Origin of the sequence: Stenotrophomonas sp. GD03777 (assembly GCF_029842485.1) — a bacterium.
Lineage (GTDB): Bacteria > Pseudomonadota > Gammaproteobacteria > Xanthomonadales > Xanthomonadaceae > Stenotrophomonas > Stenotrophomonas sepilia.
Genome location: NZ_JAOCGL010000088.1, coordinates 1 through 17,399 on the forward strand (window position 1 = coordinate 1; position 17,399 = coordinate 17,399).

A 17,399-nucleotide genomic window follows, 5' to 3' on the forward strand; every position below is an offset into this window, starting at 1 on the left:
TGGTCCGTGCTCGAACAACTCGCCCTGCACCACCGGTTCCTTTTCGCGGAAGCCACCCAGCCCGACACCCACCAGCCGATAGCGCGTCTCCGCCGGCAGGTCGACGCGGGCGCGCAGGGCCAGCGCGATGTCGCGCAGTTCTTCCATCGATTCCGGCGGGCGCTCCGGGGTGAAGCTGCGGGTGAGGATGCGGAACTGCGCGGTCTTCAGCTTCAGCACCACGGTATGGCCGACACGCTCGGTCTTGCGGGTCGCCTTCCAGGTCTTCTCTGCCAGCTGCACGATGGCCTCGGTCAGGTCTTCCAGCAGCAGGTCTTCGGCGAACGTGTCCTCCGAGGAAATCGACTGCACCTGCTGGTCCGGCTCCACCGGCCGCTCGTCGATGCCGCGTGCGCGGTTGTACAGGCTGCGGCCGAAACTGCCGAACGCTTCTTCCAGATCGATCAGTGCCCACTGCCGCAGGTCGCCGCAGGTGGCGATGCCGCGCGCGGCCAGCTTGCCTTCCATCACCTTGCCGACGCCAGGCACCCGGCTCACCGGTAACGGCAGCAGGAAGGCGTCCACCCGCTGCGGCGGAATCACGAACTGGCCATCGGGCTTGCGCCAGTCCGAGGCGATCTTGGCCAGGAACTTGTTCGGCGCGATCCCGGCTGAAGCAGTCAGGTTCGTCTCCTCACGGATCTGCATGCGGATGGTACGGGCGATATCGGTCGCCAGTTCGATGCCGCTCTTCGGCTCGGTCACGTCCAGGTAGGCTTCGTCCAGCGACAACGGCTCAACCAGGTCGGTGTGGCGCAGGAAGACCTCGCGCACCTGGCGTGACACCGCCTTGTAACGTGCGAAGTCGGGCGGCACGAAGATCGCATCCGGGCACAGGCGTTCGGCCCGCACTGCCGGCATGGCCGAACGCACGCCGAACACGCGTGCTTCGTACGATGCCGCGCACACCACCGAGCGTGCGCCGCGCCATGCCACAACCACCGGCTTGCCGCGCAGTGACGGATCGTCGCGCTGCTCCACCGACGCGTAGAACGCGTCCATGTCAACGTGGATGATCTTGCGCAGTCGGGTCATGTCAGGTGGAAAAGGCGGGGCCGGGCCGGGTGGGCCACACGCCGAAGTATGGTCGTTGCACATCAACAGGATGCGCGTATTCCCTTGAAAACACTACGGTTGCGTACGGTTGAAATGTTTGATCGGGACAGTTTCCACGGGCATTCTCGGGCGCTTGTTTCCCTGTTCTCCGCTTCCAGGATTGTGCTTCATGACCCGTCTCCACGCGTTCAACCGCGAACAGCTGCTGGCCAGCGCACGCGGTGAACTGTTCGGCACCGCCGCCGGCCGTTTGCCCAACGACCCGATGCTGATGTTCGACCGCATCACCGACATCCGCGAGGACGGCGGACCGCATGGCAAGGGCATGGTACGCGCCGAACTGGATATCCGCCCGGACCTGTGGTTCTTCGGCTGCCACTTCATCGGCGACCCGGTGATGCCAGGCTGCCTGGGCCTGGATGCCATGTGGCAGCTGACCGGCTTCTTCCTGACCTGGCTGGGTGCACCCGGCAAGGGCCGCGCGCTGGGCTGTGGCGAGGTGAAGTTCACCGGCCAGGTATTGCCGGACGCCAAGCTCGTACGCTACGAGATCGACATCAGCCGGGTCATCAACCGCAAGCTGGTGATGGCCCAGTCGGACGCCCGCATGTACGTGGACGACCGCGAAATCTACAGCGCGCGCGACCTGCGCGTCGGCCTGTTCACCGAAACCGGGAGCTTCTGATGCGTCGCGTCGTCATCACCGGCATGGGCATCACGTCCTGCCTCGGCAATGATCTGGATACCGTTTCGGCCGCGCTGCGTGAAGGACGCTCGGGCATCACCGCCCTGGCCGACCACGCCGAAGCAGGCCTGCGCAGCCAGGTCGGTGGCCGCGTCGACCTCGACCTGGACGCCTTGATCGACCGCAAGCAGAAGCGCTTCATGAGCGACGCGGCGGCCTTCGCCTACCTGGCCATGCGCGATGCCATCGCCGATGCCGGGCTCAGCCCCGAGCAGGTCAGCAGCCTGCGCACGGGCCTGATCGCCGGTTCCGGTGGCGGCTCCAGCGAATGGCAGATCGGTGCCGTCGACCTGCTGCGCGAACGTGGCGTGCGCAAGGTCGGCCCGTACATGGTGCCGCGCACGATGTGTTCGACGGTCTCGGCCTGCCTGGCCACGGCCTACCAGATCAAGGGCGTCAGCTACTCGCTGTCGGCTGCCTGCGCGACCTCGGCGCATTGCATCGGCGCCGCTGCGGACATGATCCGGCACGGTGCGCAGGACATCATGTTCGCCGGCGGTGGCGAAGACCTGCACTGGTCGATGAGCGTGATGTTCGACGCGATGGGTGCCCTGTCGACCAGCTTCAACGAAACCCCGGCCAGTGCCTCGCGCCCTTACGACAAGGACCGCGACGGCTTCGTCATCGCCGGTGGTGGCGGCATGCTGGTGCTGGAGGATTACGACCACGCCGTCGCACGCGGTGCTCACATCCATGCCGAGCTGATCGGCTATGGCGTCACCTCCGACGGTGCCGACATGGTCGCGCCCTCCGGTGAAGGTGCGGTGCGCTGCATGAAGATGGCGCTGCAGGGTGTCGATCGCCCGCTGGACTACCTGAACACCCACGGCACCTCGACCCCGCTGGGCGATGTCACCGAGCTCAACGCGATCCGCGAAGTGTTCGGCGATGCGGTGCCGCCGCTGTCTTCGACCAAGGCGTTGTCCGGGCACTCGCTCGGTGCAGCCAGCGTGCACGAGGCAATCTACTGCCTGCTGATGATGCGCGATGGCTTCGTTGCCGGTTCGGCCAACATCGGCGAGCTGGACCCGAAGGTGGAGAGCTTCCCGATCCTGCGCGAGAGCCGCGAGCAGAAACTGGATACGGTGATGTCCAACAGCTTCGGCTTCGGTGGCACAAACGCCGCGTTGGTGTTCGGACGGGTGTGATGGGGGCAGGTGTGCCGACCAACGGTCGGCACCCACCAATAGATGTAGAGCCGAGCCATGCTCGGCTCAGTGCCGGCCAACGGTCGGCACCCACCTTACTTCGGCAGCAACGGCAGCAGCAGCGCGTGCGCGTCCACCAGGGACCCAACGATGCGGTGGCCCAGTGCGCGCAGCTCTTCATCAGGATGCACCAGGTCCGGCACCTGGATCACGGTCATGCCGGCCGCCAATGCTGCGCGCGTACCGGCCGGTGAGTCTTCCAGCGCCAGGCAGCGTTCCGGGGCCTGGCCCAGCCGCTGCGCGGCCAGCAGGTAGATATCCGGCGCCGGCTTCGGCCGCGCCACGTCGCCACTGGTGATCACCGCATCGAAATACGGCAGCAGGCCAGCAGCGGCCAGCTTGCGGTTGGCCCGCGGCTGCCGCGTGGTGGTGGCCACCGCCCGCGGTACCGCGTGCACTTTCAGCAGCTCCAGCAGTTCCAGGATGCCCGGACGCAACGGCAACCCGGTCTGTGTGCGTGCCTCATACAGGTCGTGGCAACGTGCGGCCACCGCATCGATCACGCTGTCCTCGATGCCCTGCGCGCGCAGCAGCGCGTGCGAATCGCGGTCGCCGAGGCCGACCATGCGCAGGAACACCGTTTCATCCAGGCCCAGTCCGAACTCGTCGGCGGCCTGGCTCCAGCAGGCCAGCGAAACGCGCTCGCTGTCGATCATCAGGCCATCCATGTCGAAGATGACGGCGTCGGGGAGGAACGGCAGCGCAGCAATGTTGGTCATGAAGCGAACAGCGTATCCAGGTCGGTGGAAGTGAGCTGCCGCCATTGCCCCTCGTCCAGCCCCTGCAGGTCCAGCCCGCCGACGCGGCTGCGATGCAGGGCCTGCACGTGGTTGCCGGTGGCGGCGAACATGCGGCGTACCTGATGGTAGCGGCCTTCGTGCAGCACCAGCCGCGCACGGCGCGCATCCAGCACCTCCAGTTCAGCCGGCAGCAGGGGCGTCTTCTCCGATTCCAGCATCAGCGTGCCGCTGGCGAACAGCGCCACCTCGTCGCCGCGCAGGTCCTCGCTCAACTCGACCTCATAGACTTTCGGCAGCTTCGACTTCGGCGAAATGATCCGGTGCAGCAGGCCACCATCGTCGGTCAGCAACAGCAGGCCACTGGTCTCGCGGTCGAGGCGGCCGACCGTGGACAGCACCGGATCGCGCTCGCGGAAGCGCGGCGGCAGCAGGTCGTAGATCAGGCGCCCGGTGTCCTTGGTCGAACAGGTGTAGCCGGCCGGCTTGTGCAGCGCGATCGACAGCCCCGGCGGTGGGTCCAGCGGCTCGCCATCGACCCGGATGGCGTCATGCGGCACCTGGTCGTCGGCATACAGCACCTCGCCATCGGCGTCGGTGACGCGGCCTTCGCGGAACATCCATTGCACCTGCTTGCGGCTGCCATAGCCCAGGTTGGCGATGTGCTTGACCAGCTTCACTTGCCCTTCCCCTTCACTGCTTCCACCAGCTTGAAACCGTCGCGTTCGGCGACCACGCGCACCGCGCCGAAGCTGTCGTTGAGGGTGTGCTCGTAAGGCAGGTGGCGGTTGGCCACCACGTACAGGCGCCCGCCCGGGCGCAATGCCTGCGCAGCCACGGCGATGAAGCGCTGGCCGATGTCCGGGCGGTCAGCGCGCGACGGCGTGTGGAACGGCGGGTTGCTGATGATGACGTCGTAGCCCGGCTCGATGCCGGCGGTGACGTCCTGCCACAGGAAGCGCAGCGGCAGCGGGCGCGGTGGCGGCGCCAGATTGAGCTCGGCCAGCGCCAGTGCGCGCTGCTCGGCCTCGTACAGGTCCAGCGCGGTGATCTTCGGGCAGCGTTCCAGCAGCTCGCGCGACAGGTAGCCGTAGCCGGCGCCGAGGTCGGCGGCGCGTCCGGCCAGGTCGGCCGGCAGGTGCTCGGCCAGCAGCGCCGACGCCGGATCGATGCGATCCCAGGCGAACACGCCCGGGCGGCTGAGGAAGCGACCGCCCACGATCGGGCGCACCGCATCCAGCGCCGACCAGCGCCTGGCCAGGTCAACGTCGTGCTGGCGCTGCAGCGGGGCGGTCCAGTACACGCGGCAGTGGTTCTTGGTCAGGCAGCCACCGAGGCCGGCCAACTGCTTGAGGTCGCCCTCGCCCGAACGCGCACCTTCGTTGTTGGACTGGCAGGCAACGATGCGGCCGCCGTCGGCGACCAGCGCCAGCGCACGGGCGAACAGCGCACGGGCTTCTTCGCGCTGGCGCGGCGGCAGCACCAGCACCAACGGGTAGCGGCCCTTGCCGGCCGCGTCATCCAGCTGCCCGCTGACGGTCCAACCGGCAGCCTGCTGCAGCGGTTGCGCGAACGGGGCGAAGCTCTGTTCGCAATGCACCTCGCGGTTGCCGGCCACTTCGCGCAATGGCCAGCCATCGCGGGCACGCAGGAAGGCCACCGGGCCCTCCGGCCAGCGCAGGGCGCCTTGGGAGAACGGCAGGAGCAGGGTCTGCAGGGGGGCGTCGTCGCTGGAGGCCATCGGCGCGGGTACTTCAAGCGTGAGGGCCGTCCATTGTACCGGCTTGGCCGGGCCGGCCCCGGCAGCCCGCTTTGCGAAACCCGAACGGGGCCTTGATCCGCCAGAAACATTGAAACGTTCAGGGTAGAGGCTCCCCCGGAAACCCAGGAGAACCTGCATGCGAGCCTTGTTCGTCGGTGGCGTGGTCGACAACAGTGAAATGGACCTGGAAGGCAGCCATCCGCCCGTGCACTACCCCGAGGACACCGGCGGCGGCCACTCGCGCTACCGGCTGCATCAGATCGGTCATGGTGCCGACGGCAGCGTTGCCTACGCCGTCTATGGGGCACCGGACCTGGCCGATGACGAGGTGGCGAGGGTTGCAGAGGAGCGGGCGTACGCACGCCGATTCGAGGCGACGCCGACGTTGTTCGAGCATTGACACATCCGTAGCGCCCTGGCCCACGCTCGGACGGCGGCAGAGCCGAGCGTGGGCTCGGCTCTACCTCGGATCAAGGCGCCTTGGGTGGCAGGCGGTTGATACTGGCGATTTCATCCAGCCACACATGGTGCTGCTGCACCGGCGTGTCGTAGTCATCCAGGCGCAACTGGCCGTTGCTGCCTTCATCACCAGCGGCGTTGCGGTATTGCTGCACAGTTGGCCTCACCGCCACCGTGCCGAGCAGGCGGCGGCCATCGTGCAGAATCAGTTCCACCTGCGTTTCGCCATCCAGCTGCGGCAGCAGGGCTTCCAGGCGCGCGATCTGCGCCGGATCGGTGTGGATACGTGGAGCTATACGGGACATCGGCGACCTCCTGACTGCAGGGTCGCCTATCGGCCGTGAATGTTCAGTGCAGCGCGCTGTCCGCGCGCGGCACCTGCACCTTGCGCACGGCAGCCACCAGCTGCGCTACCGAGTACGGCTTGGCCACATGCTCCTGGAAGCCCGAGGCCAGCGCGCGGCGACGGTCGTCGGCACGCGCCAGTGCAGTCACCGCCACCGCAGGCAAGGCCGCCGCGTCCACGCCCATGTCCTCGCGCAAGGTGCGCACCAGCCCATAGCCATCCATGCCCGGCATGCCGATGTCGGTCAGCAGCACGTGGTATTGCAGGTGGCCGGTGTCGGCCAGCAGTGCCAGCGCTTCGCCGGCCGAACTGGCCGCAGACACGCTGGCGCCCTGCTCTTCCAGCATGCGCCGCAAGTACTCCAGCACTTCCGGCTGGTCTTCCACCGCCAGCACATGCATGCCGCGCAGCGGATACGGCTCGACGATCACCGGCTCCAGGATCGGCCCGCTGATCACTTCACGCAGCGGCCGCCGTTCGGCATCGGGAACATGCTGGGGCAGGCGCACGGTGAAGGTCGCGCCGTGGCCGTGGCCCTCGCTGGCCGCAGTGACCGTGCCACCATGCAGTTCGACCAGCTGCTGCACGATCGCAAGGCCCAGGCCCAGGCCGCCATGGCGGCGGGTGGTGGTGCCGTCGGCTTGGCGGAAGCGGCTGAACAGATGATTGAGGAATTCGGGTGCGATGCCATCACCGCTGTCACGCACGGTGATCTCCCAGTAGTTGCCGTCGGCCCGCAGCTGCAGGTCGATGCGGCCTTCAGCCGGGGTGAACTTGATCGCGTTCGAGAGCAGGTTCCAGAACACCTGCTGCAGGCGCGTGGCGTCGCCCAGCACCAGGCTGGGTTGCGCGGGCAGCTGCAGGTGCACGTCCAGCGCCTTGCCTTCGGCCACCAGTTCCTGCGCGCCGATCGCCTCACCCAGCACCGCGCACAGGTCCAGCACTTCCACCTCCAGCTGCACCTTGCCCAGCAGCATGCTGCTGAGGTCGAGCATGTCCGAGATCAGCCGCTTCTGCGCACCGGCGCTGTTGGCGATCACGTTCAGGCCCTTGTACAGCGGGCTGGTGTTGTCCACGCGCTGCAGCAGCAATTCGCTCCAGCCGAGGATGGTAGTCAACGGCGTACGCAGCTCATGCGACAGCGTGGCCAGGAATTCATCCTTCAGCCGCGCCATGTTTTCCGCAGCACTGCGCGCGGCACGCTCGGACTGCAGCAGTTCCTCGCGGGCCAGCTCGATCTCGCGGCGTTCGGTCACGTCCGGGCTGCTGCCGGCCAGGCCGATGAAGCGGCCCATGCGCGAGAAGCGCGGGCGGGCGTTCATCTCCAGCCAGCGCCACTGGCCATCGGCACGGCGTGCGCGCACCAGCGCATGCATGGAGCGCTGCGCCTTCAATGCTTCCTGCAGTTCGTACTCGAAGACCGATGCGTCGTCCGGATGCACCAGGCCGCGCCAGACGTCCTCCGGCACGCGCGTCTCGTCACCGCCGAAGAACTCGCTGAAGGCACTGTTGACGAAACGGGCATGGCCGCGCTCGTCCAAGACCCACACCGGCATCGGCAGGCCGTCGGCCAGCGCACTGAAGCGGGCTTCGCTTTCGCCCAGCTCCACTTCCATCTGCTTGCGTGCGGTGATGTCGAAGAACAGGATGCCGACCTTGTCCTCGCCCGGCCGGCCCACGCGCACCGCATCCACCGCGAACGAGCGGCCCAGCGCACGCGCCTCCATCTCGAACTGGGCCGGGCGGCCGCTGCGTGCGACCTCGCCATAGATGCGGAACCAGTCCTGCTCATGGCCGGGCTCCAGCGCCGTCATGCGCTTTCCACGCGCATCCTTCAGCCCTGTGTGGCGCTCGAAGGCATCGTTGACCTCGATGAAGCGGTAGTCGACCGCACGATCACCCTCGAACAGCACCTGGATCACGCAGAAACCGGCGTTGATGCGCTCAAGCACGCCATGATGCAGGTCGGGTTCGGGCGCCGGCACCGTCATCGGTGGGCGCTTCACGAGGGGCGGCAGTGTGGACAAGGGTGTCTGTGCAGGCCAGGTTGGAGGCACAGCATCTTCCAAAGGGCGTATTCACAGCGTCAAGCGCCGTCAGTCATGGTTGACGTCGATGAATTGGCGGCAACCGCTCTTGCAGACGACGCATGCGGCCATTGCCGATACCGGGAAGCAGGATCACACTCGATCTGTGATCAACATCGCCCCCATCGAGGGGACGCAGGAGACCGTGATGAAACGCTCACTCGCGATTGCCCTGTTGGCAGGCGCCCTGGCGGCGGGCGGCGCCAGTGCGGCACCGCGCACCGTGACCGACCCGGAAGCTCCCCGCGCATTGCAGGCCGATGGCCCGGTCAGCGTGAAGTGGGACGATCCGGCCAAATTCACCGAGATCCGCCAGAGTACCAACCGCTTCGAGGCCGAGCGTGGCGACTGGGTGCAGCAGCTGGCACGCTACCTGCAGACCGCTGCCGCCAAACCGCTGCAACCGGGACAGACGCTTGATGTGACCCTGGTCGACATCAAGCGCGCCGGTGACTACGAGCCGTGGCACGGCCCGCGCGGCCGCGACATCCGGATCATGCGCGACATCTACCCACCGCGGATCAGCCTGCAGTACACGCTGAAGGACGCCAGCGGCCGCATCGTCAGCGAGGGCGACGCGCGCCTGAGCGATACCGGCTACCTGCACAACATCGGCCTGAAGAGCGACAGCGATCCACTGCGCTACGAGAAGCGCCTGATCGACGACTGGGTGAAGCGGCAGCTGACAGCGCAGGCCACCGCAGCACGGTAGGCCGTAGGCCCATCGGCAGGTGTCGACCTTGATCGACACGCATTACAGGGCGCCGACCAAGGTCGGCCGCTACCAGAGTCGCGCCCGGCGCCCCGTACCGGGCGACCGCTACGCGTAAAGCCCATCGGTAGGTGTCGACCTTGGTCGACACGCATTCAAGGCGCCGAGCGTGGGCTCGGCTCTACACGTACACCTTCGCCACGCGCTTGACCGCGCACGGCAGCTGGTAGGCACTCACGCCACAGCGCGGCGCCAGCTCCGACAGCGTCGGCGCGCAACCCCACAGCTCCACCACGCTGCCGATGCCGGCCTGCGGATGCGCGGTCAGGTCCACCGTCAACATGTCCATCGACACGCGCCCGATCAGGCCGCCGGGCTGCCCGTCGATCAGCACCGGGGTGCCGTTCGGGGCGAACTGCGGGTAACCGTCGGCATAGCCAAGCGCGACCACGCCTACGCGGGTGCGTGCCTTGGCCACGAAGCGTGCGCCATATCCCACCGGTTCACCGGCTTCGATCCAGCGCTCGGCGATCACCTTGGACTGCATCGTCATCACCGGGCGCAGGCGCGCGGTCAGCGCGGTGCTGTCCGGCAGCGGGTTGGCGCCGTACAGCATCAGGCCGGGCCGCACCCAATCGCTGCGCACCTCCGGCCAGCCCAGCAGCGCCGGCGAATTGCACACGCTGGTCTCGCCGTGCAGGCCGTCGATGGCGCGCGCGAAGGTCGCGGCCTGCTCGCGGGTGCGCTCGCTGTCCAGTTCGTCGGCACGTGCCAGGTGGGTCATCAGCACGATGCGCTCGACCTGCGGCAGCGCCGACAGGCGTGCATGCGCCGCGCGGAAGCTGTCCACGTCCAGGCCGAGGCGGTGCATGCCGCTGTCCAGCTTCAGCCACACCGTCAACGGGCGCGGGCTGTCGAACGCCGCCAGTGCCTCCACTTGCCACGGCGAACCGACGGCGAACCAGAAGTCATGCTCGGCCACCAGCGCCATGTCGCTGGGCTCGAAGATGCCTTCCAGCAGCAGGATCGGCGCACGGATGCCGGCCTGGCGCAGCTCCAGTGCTTCTTCGATGGTGGCCACGCCGAAACCATCGGCCTCGCCTTCCAGCGCCTGCGCACAGCGCACCGCGCCATGCCCATAGGCATCGGCCTTGATGATCGCCAGCGCCTTGCCCCCGCCCAGTTCACGGGCGAGGCGGTAGTTGCTGCGCAGGGCGCCCAGATCGATCAGCGCGCGGGCAGGACGCATGTGCGGTTCTCGTGTTGCGGCGCGTGACCGTACTGGCCGTAGCGGAAAATATCCAGGCCTTCGGTGCTGATCTGCGGCTGTCGCGCGCTCATCAGGTCGGCCAGGTAGCGGCCCGAGCCGCAGGCCATGGTCCAGCCCAGCGTGCCGTGGCCGGTGTTGAGGTACAGGTTGCGGAACGGCGTGGCGCCGATCACCGGCGTACCGTCCGGCGTAGCCGGGCGCAGGCCGGTCCAGAACTGCGCGCGCGACAGGTCACCGCCCTTCGGGTAGAGGTCACGGACCACCAGTTCCAGGGTCTCGCGGCGGCGCTGCGACAGCGACAGGTCGAAGCCGGCCACCTCGGCCATGCCGCCGACACGGATGCGGTCGTCGAAGCGGGTCACCGCCACCTTGTAGCTCTCATCGAGGATGGTCGAGGTCGGCGCCATCGCCGGGTCGGTGATCGGCAGGGTCAGCGAGTAACCCTTCAGCGGGTACACCGGCAGGCGCATGCCCAGCGGTGCGACCAGCGCCGGTGAGTAGCTGCCGAGCGCAACCACGAAGCGGTCGGCGGTTTCCAGCTTGCCGTCGATGCGCACGCCGGTGATGCGGTCGCCATCGAACTCCAGGCCGGTGATGTCCTGGTCGAAGCGGAATTCAACGCCGGCATCCACGCACATCTGCGCCAGGCGGCGGGTGAACAGCTGGCAGTCGCCGGTCTGGTCACGCGGCAGGCGCAGCGCGCCGACCAGGCCATCGACGTGGGCCAGGGCCGGTTCGGCCTGGATGATGCCGGCCCGGTCCAGCACCTCGTACGGCACGCCGTACTGGGCCAGGATCTCGATGTCCTGCGCCGAGGCATCCAGCTGCTGCTGGGTGCGGAACAACTGGGTGGTGCCCAGGTCGCGGCCTTCAAATTCAATGCCGATCTGCGCGCGCAGCTCGTTCAGGCAGTCGCGGCTGTACTCGGACATGCGCACCATGCGCGCCTTGTTGATCGCATAACGCTCGTGGGTACAGTTGCGCAGCATCTGCCACAGCCAGCGGTACTGGGCCAGGTCCATGCCCGGCTTGATCGCCAGCGGCGCGTGTTTCTCGAACAGCCAGCCGATCGCCTTCTTCGGCACGCCCGGCGCCGCCCACGGCGAGGTGTAGCCGAACGACAGCTGGCCGGCATTGGCGAAGCTGGTCTCCAGCGCTGGGCCGGGCTGGCGGTCGATGACCGTGACTTCAAACCCGGCCTGTCGCAGGTACCAGGCACTGGTAGTGCCGATCACGCCGCTGCCGAGAACTAGGACTCGCATGGGACTTCTCCAACCCGATCATTCCCTGCACTGGAGCGTGCCGGGGCCATAATTGGGGAAGTATAGACAGCCAATACCAGTTGATTTGCCTGAATTGAAATCAACCGGCAGGATGTTCTCCTGCAATTCATTCCCCAAGGTTGACGGCCATGGCCACCCGTACCCGCGAACTGGACAAGATCGACCGCAAGATCCTGCGCATCCTGCAGGCCGAAGGCCGCATCTCCTTCACCGAGCTGGGCGAGCGGGTCGGCCTGTCGACCACCCCGTGCACCGAGCGGGTACGCCGCCTGGAACGCGAAGGGGTAATCACCGGCTATCACGCCCACCTCGACCCGGCCGCGGTGAAGGCCAGCCTGCTGGTGTTCGTGGAGATCAGCCTGGCCTACAAGTCCGGCGACATCTTCGAGGAGTTCCGGCGCGCCGCGCTGAAGCTGCCCAACGTGCTGGAGTGCCACCTGGTGTCGGGCGACTTCGATTACCTGCTGAAAGCACGGATCAGTGAAATGGCTTCCTACCGCAAGCTGCTCGGCAGCACGTTGCTGACACTGCCGCATGTACGTGAGTCGAAGAGCTACATCGTGATGGAAGAGGTGAAGGAGACGCTGAGCCTGCCGATTCCGGATTGAAGCTGGGAACCGGTTGGGGTCAGAGCCCGGTCATGGCGACAGTCAGCGCTGCTGCGGATGCTTCTGCGTGCGCTGTTCCTGCTGCTTGCCGCCCTTGTGCGGCGGCTGCGGCTCCATCTGTTGCTGTTGCTGCTGCGGGTTGCGGCCCTGCGGTTCCTTGCCGGGATGACGGTTCTGCTGGTTTTTCATGGTCGCGATCCAGTGGACGAAGGACATGCGGCGGCGGAATGCCGGCGCAGGGCCACGATGGTCCCGCAACGGTTAATCGCAGGCGAAAAAGCAGTGATCGGCTGGATGCTGTTTTCGTGCGTTCAGCCCGCTCAGCGTCAGCCAGCAGCCAACCTTGGTGGCACCAGGACTCAGCGCTTGATCTGCTGCCCATCGCCGGCCGGCACGCTGTCGTAATAGCGGCCGGTGCGCGAATCGAACACGCGGTTCGGGCCGGCCGGGCGCACGCCCGGAACGATGCGGCCATTGCGGTCATAGACCTTGTCGGCCGGCTTCGGCACCGGCGTCGGCGCGACCCGGGCCGGACCGGTGGATCTGATCGGCTGCGCCGGCTGCGGCGACGGCAGCACCTGCGGTTGCGGGCGAGCGGCCTGTGGCGGTGGTGCCACGGGCTGCGGCGTCACGGTGGTCGCGCTGCGGGTCGCAGTCGGGTCGGCGGTCGGCACCTGCGCCAGCGCGACGATGGGCAACAGGGCCAGCAGCAGGGGAAGGATTGGTTTCATGGCACGCTCCGGCGTGGATCGCGTTCACCTTGCGCCCGCCCCTGTGTGCCGCCCATGAACGGCCATCACACTTGCAAGGTCGCGTCTTCACCCCCACGTTTTCCGCCATCCCCAGGCCATCGACCCCACGGAGCGCCGCCATGACCGCCTTCGACCTGACGCCCCCCACTGCCACCCAGACCGAGGCGCTGATCGCTGGCCTCAGCAGCGAGGAGCGCCGCGTGCTGCTGCAGCACGGCACCGAGGCGCCGTTCTGCGGCGTGTTCCTCGACAACAAGCGCGAGGGCGTCTACTGCTGCAGGCTGTGCGCGCTGCCACTGTTCCGCTCCAGCACCAAGTTCGATTCCGGCACCGGCTGGCCCAGCTTCTTTGCCCCGTTCGACCCGGCGCACGTGCGCGAGATCCGTGATACCAGCCACGGCATGGTGCGCACCGAGATCACCTGCGCGCGCTGCGGCAGCCACTTGGGCCACGTGTTCCCGGATGGTCCGCCGCCCACCTACGAGCGCCACTGCCTGAACTCCGTCTCACTTTCGTTCACCGGCAATGGCGAGCCCTGGCCCGATCCGTTGCAGCGTGGCGGCGCAGAAAGCGGCGTGGCGGGCTGAAACACCCCGCTGACCGATTTCACAGAATTCCCTCTTCAGAAAACCGGGCGACGGGCCGACAAGGAGATATCCCCTCTCCTTGCGTCGCCCCATGCTCATCATCGTTGGATTCCTGGTCGTCATCATCAGCGTGATCGGGGGCTACCTCGGTGCCCACGGCCGCCTGGGTGCCCTCTGGCAGCCCTATGAGCTGGTCATCATCGGCGGCGCCGCGCTCGGCGCCTTCCTGGTCGGTACCCCGGCCAAGACGGTCAAGCAGACCCTGCAGGCCATGGTGGGTGTGTTCAAGGGCCCGCGCTACAAGCAGCAGGACTACATCGATGTGCTCAGCCTGCTCTATGAACTGCTCAACAAGGCCCGCCGCGAAGGCTTCATGGCGTTGGAAGACCATGTCGAGCGCCCGGCCGAAAGCGCGCTGTTCGGCAACTACCCCAAGGTGCAGGCCGACCACCACCTGATCGATTTCATCACCGACTGCCTGCGCCTGATGATCGGCAGCAACATCGAGCCGCATGAGCTGGAACCGCTGCTGGAACTGGAGCTGGAAAAGCACCACGCCGAGGCCATGGCACCCTCACAGGTGCTGACCAAGGTCGCCGACGGGCTGCCCGGTTTCGGCATCGTCGCCGCGGTGCTGGGCATCGTCATCACCATGGGCTCGATCGGTGGCGACATCGTCGAGGTCGGTGGCCACGTGGCCGGCGCGCTGGTCGGTACGTTCCTGGGCATCCTGCTGGGCTACGGCTTCGTCGGCCCGATGGCCGCCGCGATGGAGGCCCGCGCCGAGCAGGACAGCCGCATCTACGAATCGGTCAAGACCGCCCTGCTGGCCTGCCTGCGCGGTTACAACCCGAAGATCGCGCTGGAGTTCGCCCGCAAGACGCTGCCGTCGAACGTGCGCCCGGCCTTCTCCGATTTCGAGCAGCACCTGAAGACGGTCAAGTAAGCCATGGCCGAGACCAAGCCCACCGTCATCGTCCGCCGGGTCAAGAAGGCCGGCCACGCCGCCCATCATGGTGGTTCGTGGAAGGTGGCCTATGCCGACTTCGTGACCGCGATGATGGCGTTCTTCCTGGTGCTGTGGCTGATGGCCACCACCAACAAGAACGACCGTGCGGCCATTTCCGAGTACTTCCGCAACCCCAGCCCGTTGAGCGGTCAGAGCGCCACGCCGGCGCCCGGCATGGCCGGCCCGGGCGGCGCCAGCACCTCGATGATCAAGCTGGGCGGTGCCACCGACATTTCGCGTGGCAACAGCAACGACCCCTTCCAGAACCAGAAGGAAGCGGTACCGCAGCCGGTGGACCAGCAGCAGCGCGACAAGCAGCAGCTGGAAGCACTGATGAAGGAGCTGCAGGAAGCGATCAGCAGGAGCCAGGCCCTGGAGCCGTTCAAGGACCAGCTGCTGCTGGACCTGACCCCGGAGGGCCTGCGCATCCAGATCGTGGACAAGCAGAACCGGCCGATGTTCGACCTCGGCAGCGCCACGCTGAAACCGTACACGCAGCAGATCCTGCACGAGCTGGCCAACTACCTGAACCACGTGCCGAACCGGATCAGCCTGACCGGCCACACCGACATCACCGCCTATTCGGCTGCACGTGGCTACGGCAACTGGGAACTGAGCGCCGATCGTGCCAATGCCGCCCGCCGCGCGCTGGTGGACGGCGGCCTGGAGGACAACAAGATCACCCGCGTGGTCGGTCTGTCTTCATCGGTGCTGTTCGACAAGGCCGACCCGCAGAACCCGATCAACCGCCGCATCAGCATCGTGGTGATGACCCAGGCCGCCGAAGCTGCCGCCTTGGCCGGTGCCGGCCCGCAGGTGGGGCTGTCGGCGCCGACCGCCGACCCGGACGTGCAGGCCGCGCAGGGTGAGGCGCACTGAACCGGGGTCAGATCCCTTTCCCCTGGAAAGGGATCTGACCCCACCTGCGTGCGGCCGCTACAATGGCGGTCTTTCCGTTTCCAGGTGACCCCACCCCATGTCCCAGAACTCCAAGGCCAAGCGCGACAAGCGCAAGAAGCAGCAGGCCAAGCGCCCGTTCCTGCGCCTGAATGCCCAGCAGCAGGTGCAGAACCATGCCGTGCTGACCAACGAAGACGGCCAGGTGGTCGCCGCCATCGGCCTGCAGGGCCGCGAATGGCTGCTGGCCATCGGTGGTCAGACCATGGGCAACGCCGAGAACCCGGTGCCGATGCTGGCCATGCTCAAGCACCTGTCCAACGTGCAGGAAAAGGAAGGCCGCAAGGTCAACCTGGAGTATTCCGAGCTGCTGCAGAAGCTGCTGGACACCCTGGCCGCCGAATCCGGCCAGACCGCTGACGAGTACCTGGACAAGCTGGTGTCCGAGTTCGAGACCGTGGAAGCCGAAGAAGGCGAAGAAGCCACTGAGGCCGCCGAAGGCGATGTGGTTGAAGCTGCTGCCGACGCCGAGGCCAGCCCGGCCGCTGACAGCGACAGCAAGCCGCAGGCCTGAACCGGCCGCGGCGGTGACGGTCTACGTCGATGACGCGGTGCATCCCTGGCGCGGACAGCGCTGGGCGCACCTGATGGCCGACACCCTGGCCGAGCTGCACGCGATGGCGGCGCAGCTCGGCATCCCACCGCGGGCCTTCCAGAACAAGGCCAGCGGTGCCCACTACGATGTCACGGCCGAGCTGCGTACGCAGGCGATCGCGCTTGGCGCGCGAGCGATTTCCCGGCACACCGATCGTGACCTGGTCAAAGCGGTGATTGCCAACGCCAGGGCGCAGTACCGGCCGTAGGCGCGCTGCCGTTTGCCTCCTGTAGAGCCGAGCCCATGCTCGGCTGCTCTACGCGGACTGCAGCCGAGCGCGGGCTCGGCTCTACATGCGCAGCGCTGCCGGCCCGTTCAGAACGGGTCGCTGCCCAGTCGGATCTCCACGTTCAGCAGCGAGCACAGCGCCAGCATCGCGTCGTCGTCACGGGTCAGCGCCATCACGCCGGTGAAGCCGTCGCTGCCGGTATCCACGCTCCACAGCGTGTAGTTGTGCTCGCGCAGGCGGTCGAAGGCGGTGGACATCAGCTGCACACCGTCCAGGTCCTCGGCGAAGTCCTCGTCATCCAGGTCGCCGCCCCAGTCCAGCTGCAGGTTGAAGCGCGCCGACAGCTCGTTGACCGCCGACTGCAGCGATTCCAGGTCGTCGCGCTCCACCTCGAAACCGGACTGCCAGGCGATGGCGGTGAACAGCGCCGGCAACCAGTCGCTGTCCGCTTCCAGCGGCTGCCCGTCCTCGGACAGGTGCTCGCGCCAGCGGTTGAACTGCTGCAGGGCCAACTCTTCGTCGCCCGGGTTGATCAGCACCAGCAGGTTCCAGACCCGCGCCTCGAATCCATCCTCGTCGAAGTCGTGGATGTCTTCCTCGAAGTCGAAATAGTCGCTGTTGTCGGGCATGGCGGAACGTCCTCTGGGGCAGGCCGGCATTCTACGGTTTATCCTGTGCCGCTGAAGCCGGCCTTGGTGGCCGTCACTGTGAATGAAGCGATGAGCGATACCCCTCCCGACCACCTGGCGATCAACCCGGCCAGCCCCTTCCATGATGCGCAGGCGCTGGAGCGCGGCGTCGGCGTGCGTTTCAACGACGTCGAGCGCGACAACGTCGAGGAATACTCGGTCAGCGAAGGCTGGATCCGCGTGCAGGCCGGCAAGGCCCGCGACCGCCGCGGCAACCCGATGACGATCAAGGTCAAGGGCAAGGTCGAAGTGTATTTCCTGGACCAGAA

General features: G+C 67.1%; 22 protein-coding genes. 11 read left to right on the forward strand and 11 right to left on the reverse strand.

Features of this window, described 5'->3' with window-relative positions:
• Positions 1–1,074: DNA polymerase IV (gene dinB / locus N5E02_RS16135; protein WP_279946490.1), on the reverse strand; the 1,074-nt coding region annotated here is incomplete at its 3' end.
• Positions 1,075–1,264: 190 nt separating this feature from the next.
• Here dinB and fabA point away from each other — a divergent pair.
• On the forward strand, positions 1,265–1,780 hold the full coding sequence (gene fabA, locus N5E02_RS16140; protein ID WP_005415130.1) for a 3-hydroxyacyl-[acyl-carrier-protein] dehydratase FabA: 516 nt from the start codon (positions 1,265–1,267) through the stop codon (positions 1,778–1,780).
• Complete coding sequence (fabB, locus tag N5E02_RS16145) at positions 1,780–2,988, forward strand: beta-ketoacyl-ACP synthase I (RefSeq protein ID WP_005415129.1); 1,209 nt, start codon at positions 1,780–1,782, stop codon at positions 2,986–2,988. The genes fabA and fabB overlap by 1 nt, the downstream gene beginning before the upstream one ends.
• A 95-nt stretch (positions 2,989–3,083) precedes the next feature.
• Here the strand turns inward: fabB and N5E02_RS16150 are convergent, their stop codons facing one another.
• From N5E02_RS16150 to N5E02_RS16160, 3 genes are read right to left on the reverse strand one after another with little or no spacing between them, the layout of a single operon-like run.
• Entirely contained in the window at positions 3,084–3,767 is a 684-nt protein-coding gene (locus tag N5E02_RS16150) for an HAD family phosphatase (RefSeq protein ID WP_235649923.1), read from the reverse strand.
• On the reverse strand, positions 3,764–4,465 hold the full coding sequence (locus N5E02_RS16155) for a pseudouridine synthase (protein ID WP_235649922.1): 702 nt from the start codon (positions 4,463–4,465) through the stop codon (positions 3,764–3,766). The genes N5E02_RS16150 and N5E02_RS16155 overlap by 4 nt, the downstream gene beginning before the upstream one ends.
• On the reverse strand, positions 4,462–5,526 hold the full coding sequence (locus N5E02_RS16160; RefSeq protein ID WP_065186688.1) for a class I SAM-dependent methyltransferase: 1,065 nt from the start codon (positions 5,524–5,526) through the stop codon (positions 4,462–4,464). The genes N5E02_RS16155 and N5E02_RS16160 overlap by 4 nt, the downstream gene beginning before the upstream one ends.
• A gap of 157 nt (positions 5,527–5,683) precedes the next feature.
• Between N5E02_RS16160 and N5E02_RS16165 the strand changes: the two genes are divergently transcribed.
• On the forward strand, positions 5,684–5,947 hold the full coding sequence (locus N5E02_RS16165; protein WP_005415125.1) for a hypothetical protein: 264 nt from the start codon (positions 5,684–5,686) through the stop codon (positions 5,945–5,947).
• 70 nt (positions 5,948–6,017) lie between these two features.
• Here N5E02_RS16165 and N5E02_RS16170 read toward each other — a convergent pair whose 3' ends face one another.
• The gene (locus N5E02_RS16170; RefSeq protein ID WP_019660923.1) at positions 6,018–6,311 is read right to left on the reverse strand and encodes a DUF3247 family protein; all 294 of its coding nucleotides are present in this window, start codon (positions 6,309–6,311) and stop codon (positions 6,018–6,020) included.
• Between the two features lie 43 nt (positions 6,312–6,354).
• Entirely contained in the window at positions 6,355–8,343 is a 1,989-nt protein-coding gene (locus tag N5E02_RS16175; RefSeq protein ID WP_235649928.1) for an ATP-binding protein, read from the reverse strand.
• Between the two features lie 244 nt (positions 8,344–8,587).
• Here N5E02_RS16175 and N5E02_RS16180 point away from each other — a divergent pair, with 244 nt between their 5' ends.
• On the forward strand, positions 8,588–9,151 hold the full coding sequence (locus N5E02_RS16180; RefSeq protein ID WP_049412742.1) for a DUF3016 domain-containing protein: 564 nt from the start codon (positions 8,588–8,590) through the stop codon (positions 9,149–9,151).
• A 181-nt stretch (positions 9,152–9,332) separates the two neighbouring features.
• Here the strand turns inward: N5E02_RS16180 and alr are convergent, their stop codons facing one another.
• Together alr and N5E02_RS16190 are read right to left on the reverse strand one after the other, a co-directional pair.
• A complete protein-coding gene (gene alr, locus N5E02_RS16185; RefSeq protein WP_053498060.1) occupies positions 9,333–10,400 on the reverse strand; it encodes an alanine racemase in 1,068 nt (355 codons plus the stop codon).
• Complete coding sequence (locus N5E02_RS16190; protein WP_005415120.1) at positions 10,379–11,683, reverse strand: D-amino acid dehydrogenase; 1,305 nt, start codon at positions 11,681–11,683, stop codon at positions 10,379–10,381. The genes alr and N5E02_RS16190 overlap by 22 nt, the downstream gene beginning before the upstream one ends.
• A 149-nt stretch (positions 11,684–11,832) precedes the next feature.
• Between N5E02_RS16190 and N5E02_RS16195 the strand changes: the two genes are divergently transcribed.
• A complete protein-coding gene (locus tag N5E02_RS16195; protein WP_005407919.1) occupies positions 11,833–12,312 on the forward strand; it encodes a winged helix-turn-helix transcriptional regulator in 480 nt (159 codons plus the stop codon).
• A 42-nt stretch (positions 12,313–12,354) separates the two neighbouring features.
• Here the strand turns inward: N5E02_RS16195 and N5E02_RS16200 are convergent, their stop codons facing one another.
• Together N5E02_RS16200 and N5E02_RS16205 are read right to left on the reverse strand one after the other, a co-directional pair.
• The gene (locus tag N5E02_RS16200) at positions 12,355–12,528 is read right to left on the reverse strand and encodes a lana protein (protein WP_065179273.1); all 174 of its coding nucleotides are present in this window, start codon (positions 12,526–12,528) and stop codon (positions 12,355–12,357) included.
• 143 nt (positions 12,529–12,671) lie between these two features.
• Positions 12,672–13,043: a classical arabinogalactan protein 4 gene (locus N5E02_RS16205; RefSeq protein WP_065179272.1), complete on the reverse strand. Its 372-nt coding sequence runs from the start codon at positions 13,041–13,043 to the stop codon at positions 12,672–12,674.
• A 140-nt stretch (positions 13,044–13,183) separates the two neighbouring features.
• Here N5E02_RS16205 and msrB point away from each other — a divergent pair, with 140 nt between their 5' ends.
• The 5 genes from msrB (at position 13,184) to N5E02_RS16230 (ending at position 16,420) form a co-directional block, all read left to right on the forward strand.
• Positions 13,184–13,651, forward strand: a complete 468-nt coding sequence (gene msrB / locus N5E02_RS16210) for a peptide-methionine (R)-S-oxide reductase MsrB (RefSeq protein WP_005415117.1) — start codon at positions 13,184–13,186, stop codon at positions 13,649–13,651.
• Positions 13,652–13,742: 91 nt separating this feature from the next.
• A complete protein-coding gene (gene motA / locus N5E02_RS16215) occupies positions 13,743–14,597 on the forward strand; it encodes a flagellar motor stator protein MotA (RefSeq protein WP_005407915.1) in 855 nt (284 codons plus the stop codon).
• A 3-nt stretch (positions 14,598–14,600) separates the two neighbouring features.
• Positions 14,601–15,539, forward strand: coding sequence for a flagellar motor protein MotB (motB, locus tag N5E02_RS16220; RefSeq protein ID WP_065186684.1), 939 nt, complete (start codon positions 14,601–14,603; stop codon positions 15,537–15,539).
• Between the two features lie 97 nt (positions 15,540–15,636).
• A complete protein-coding gene (locus N5E02_RS16225; RefSeq protein ID WP_005415115.1) occupies positions 15,637–16,131 on the forward strand; it encodes a hypothetical protein in 495 nt (164 codons plus the stop codon).
• A 13-nt stretch (positions 16,132–16,144) separates the two neighbouring features.
• Positions 16,145–16,420, forward strand: coding sequence for a DUF4031 domain-containing protein (locus N5E02_RS16230; protein ID WP_005415114.1), 276 nt, complete (start codon positions 16,145–16,147; stop codon positions 16,418–16,420).
• Positions 16,421–16,527: 107 nt separating this feature from the next.
• Here N5E02_RS16230 and N5E02_RS16235 read toward each other — a convergent pair whose 3' ends face one another.
• Entirely contained in the window at positions 16,528–17,070 is a 543-nt protein-coding gene (locus N5E02_RS16235) for a hypothetical protein (protein WP_053498070.1), read from the reverse strand.
• Between the two features lie 90 nt (positions 17,071–17,160).
• Here N5E02_RS16235 and N5E02_RS16240 point away from each other — a divergent pair.
• Positions 17,161–17,399 (forward strand): DUF3297 family protein (locus N5E02_RS16240; RefSeq protein WP_279730738.1); only part of this gene is annotated, 239 nt, incomplete at its 3' end.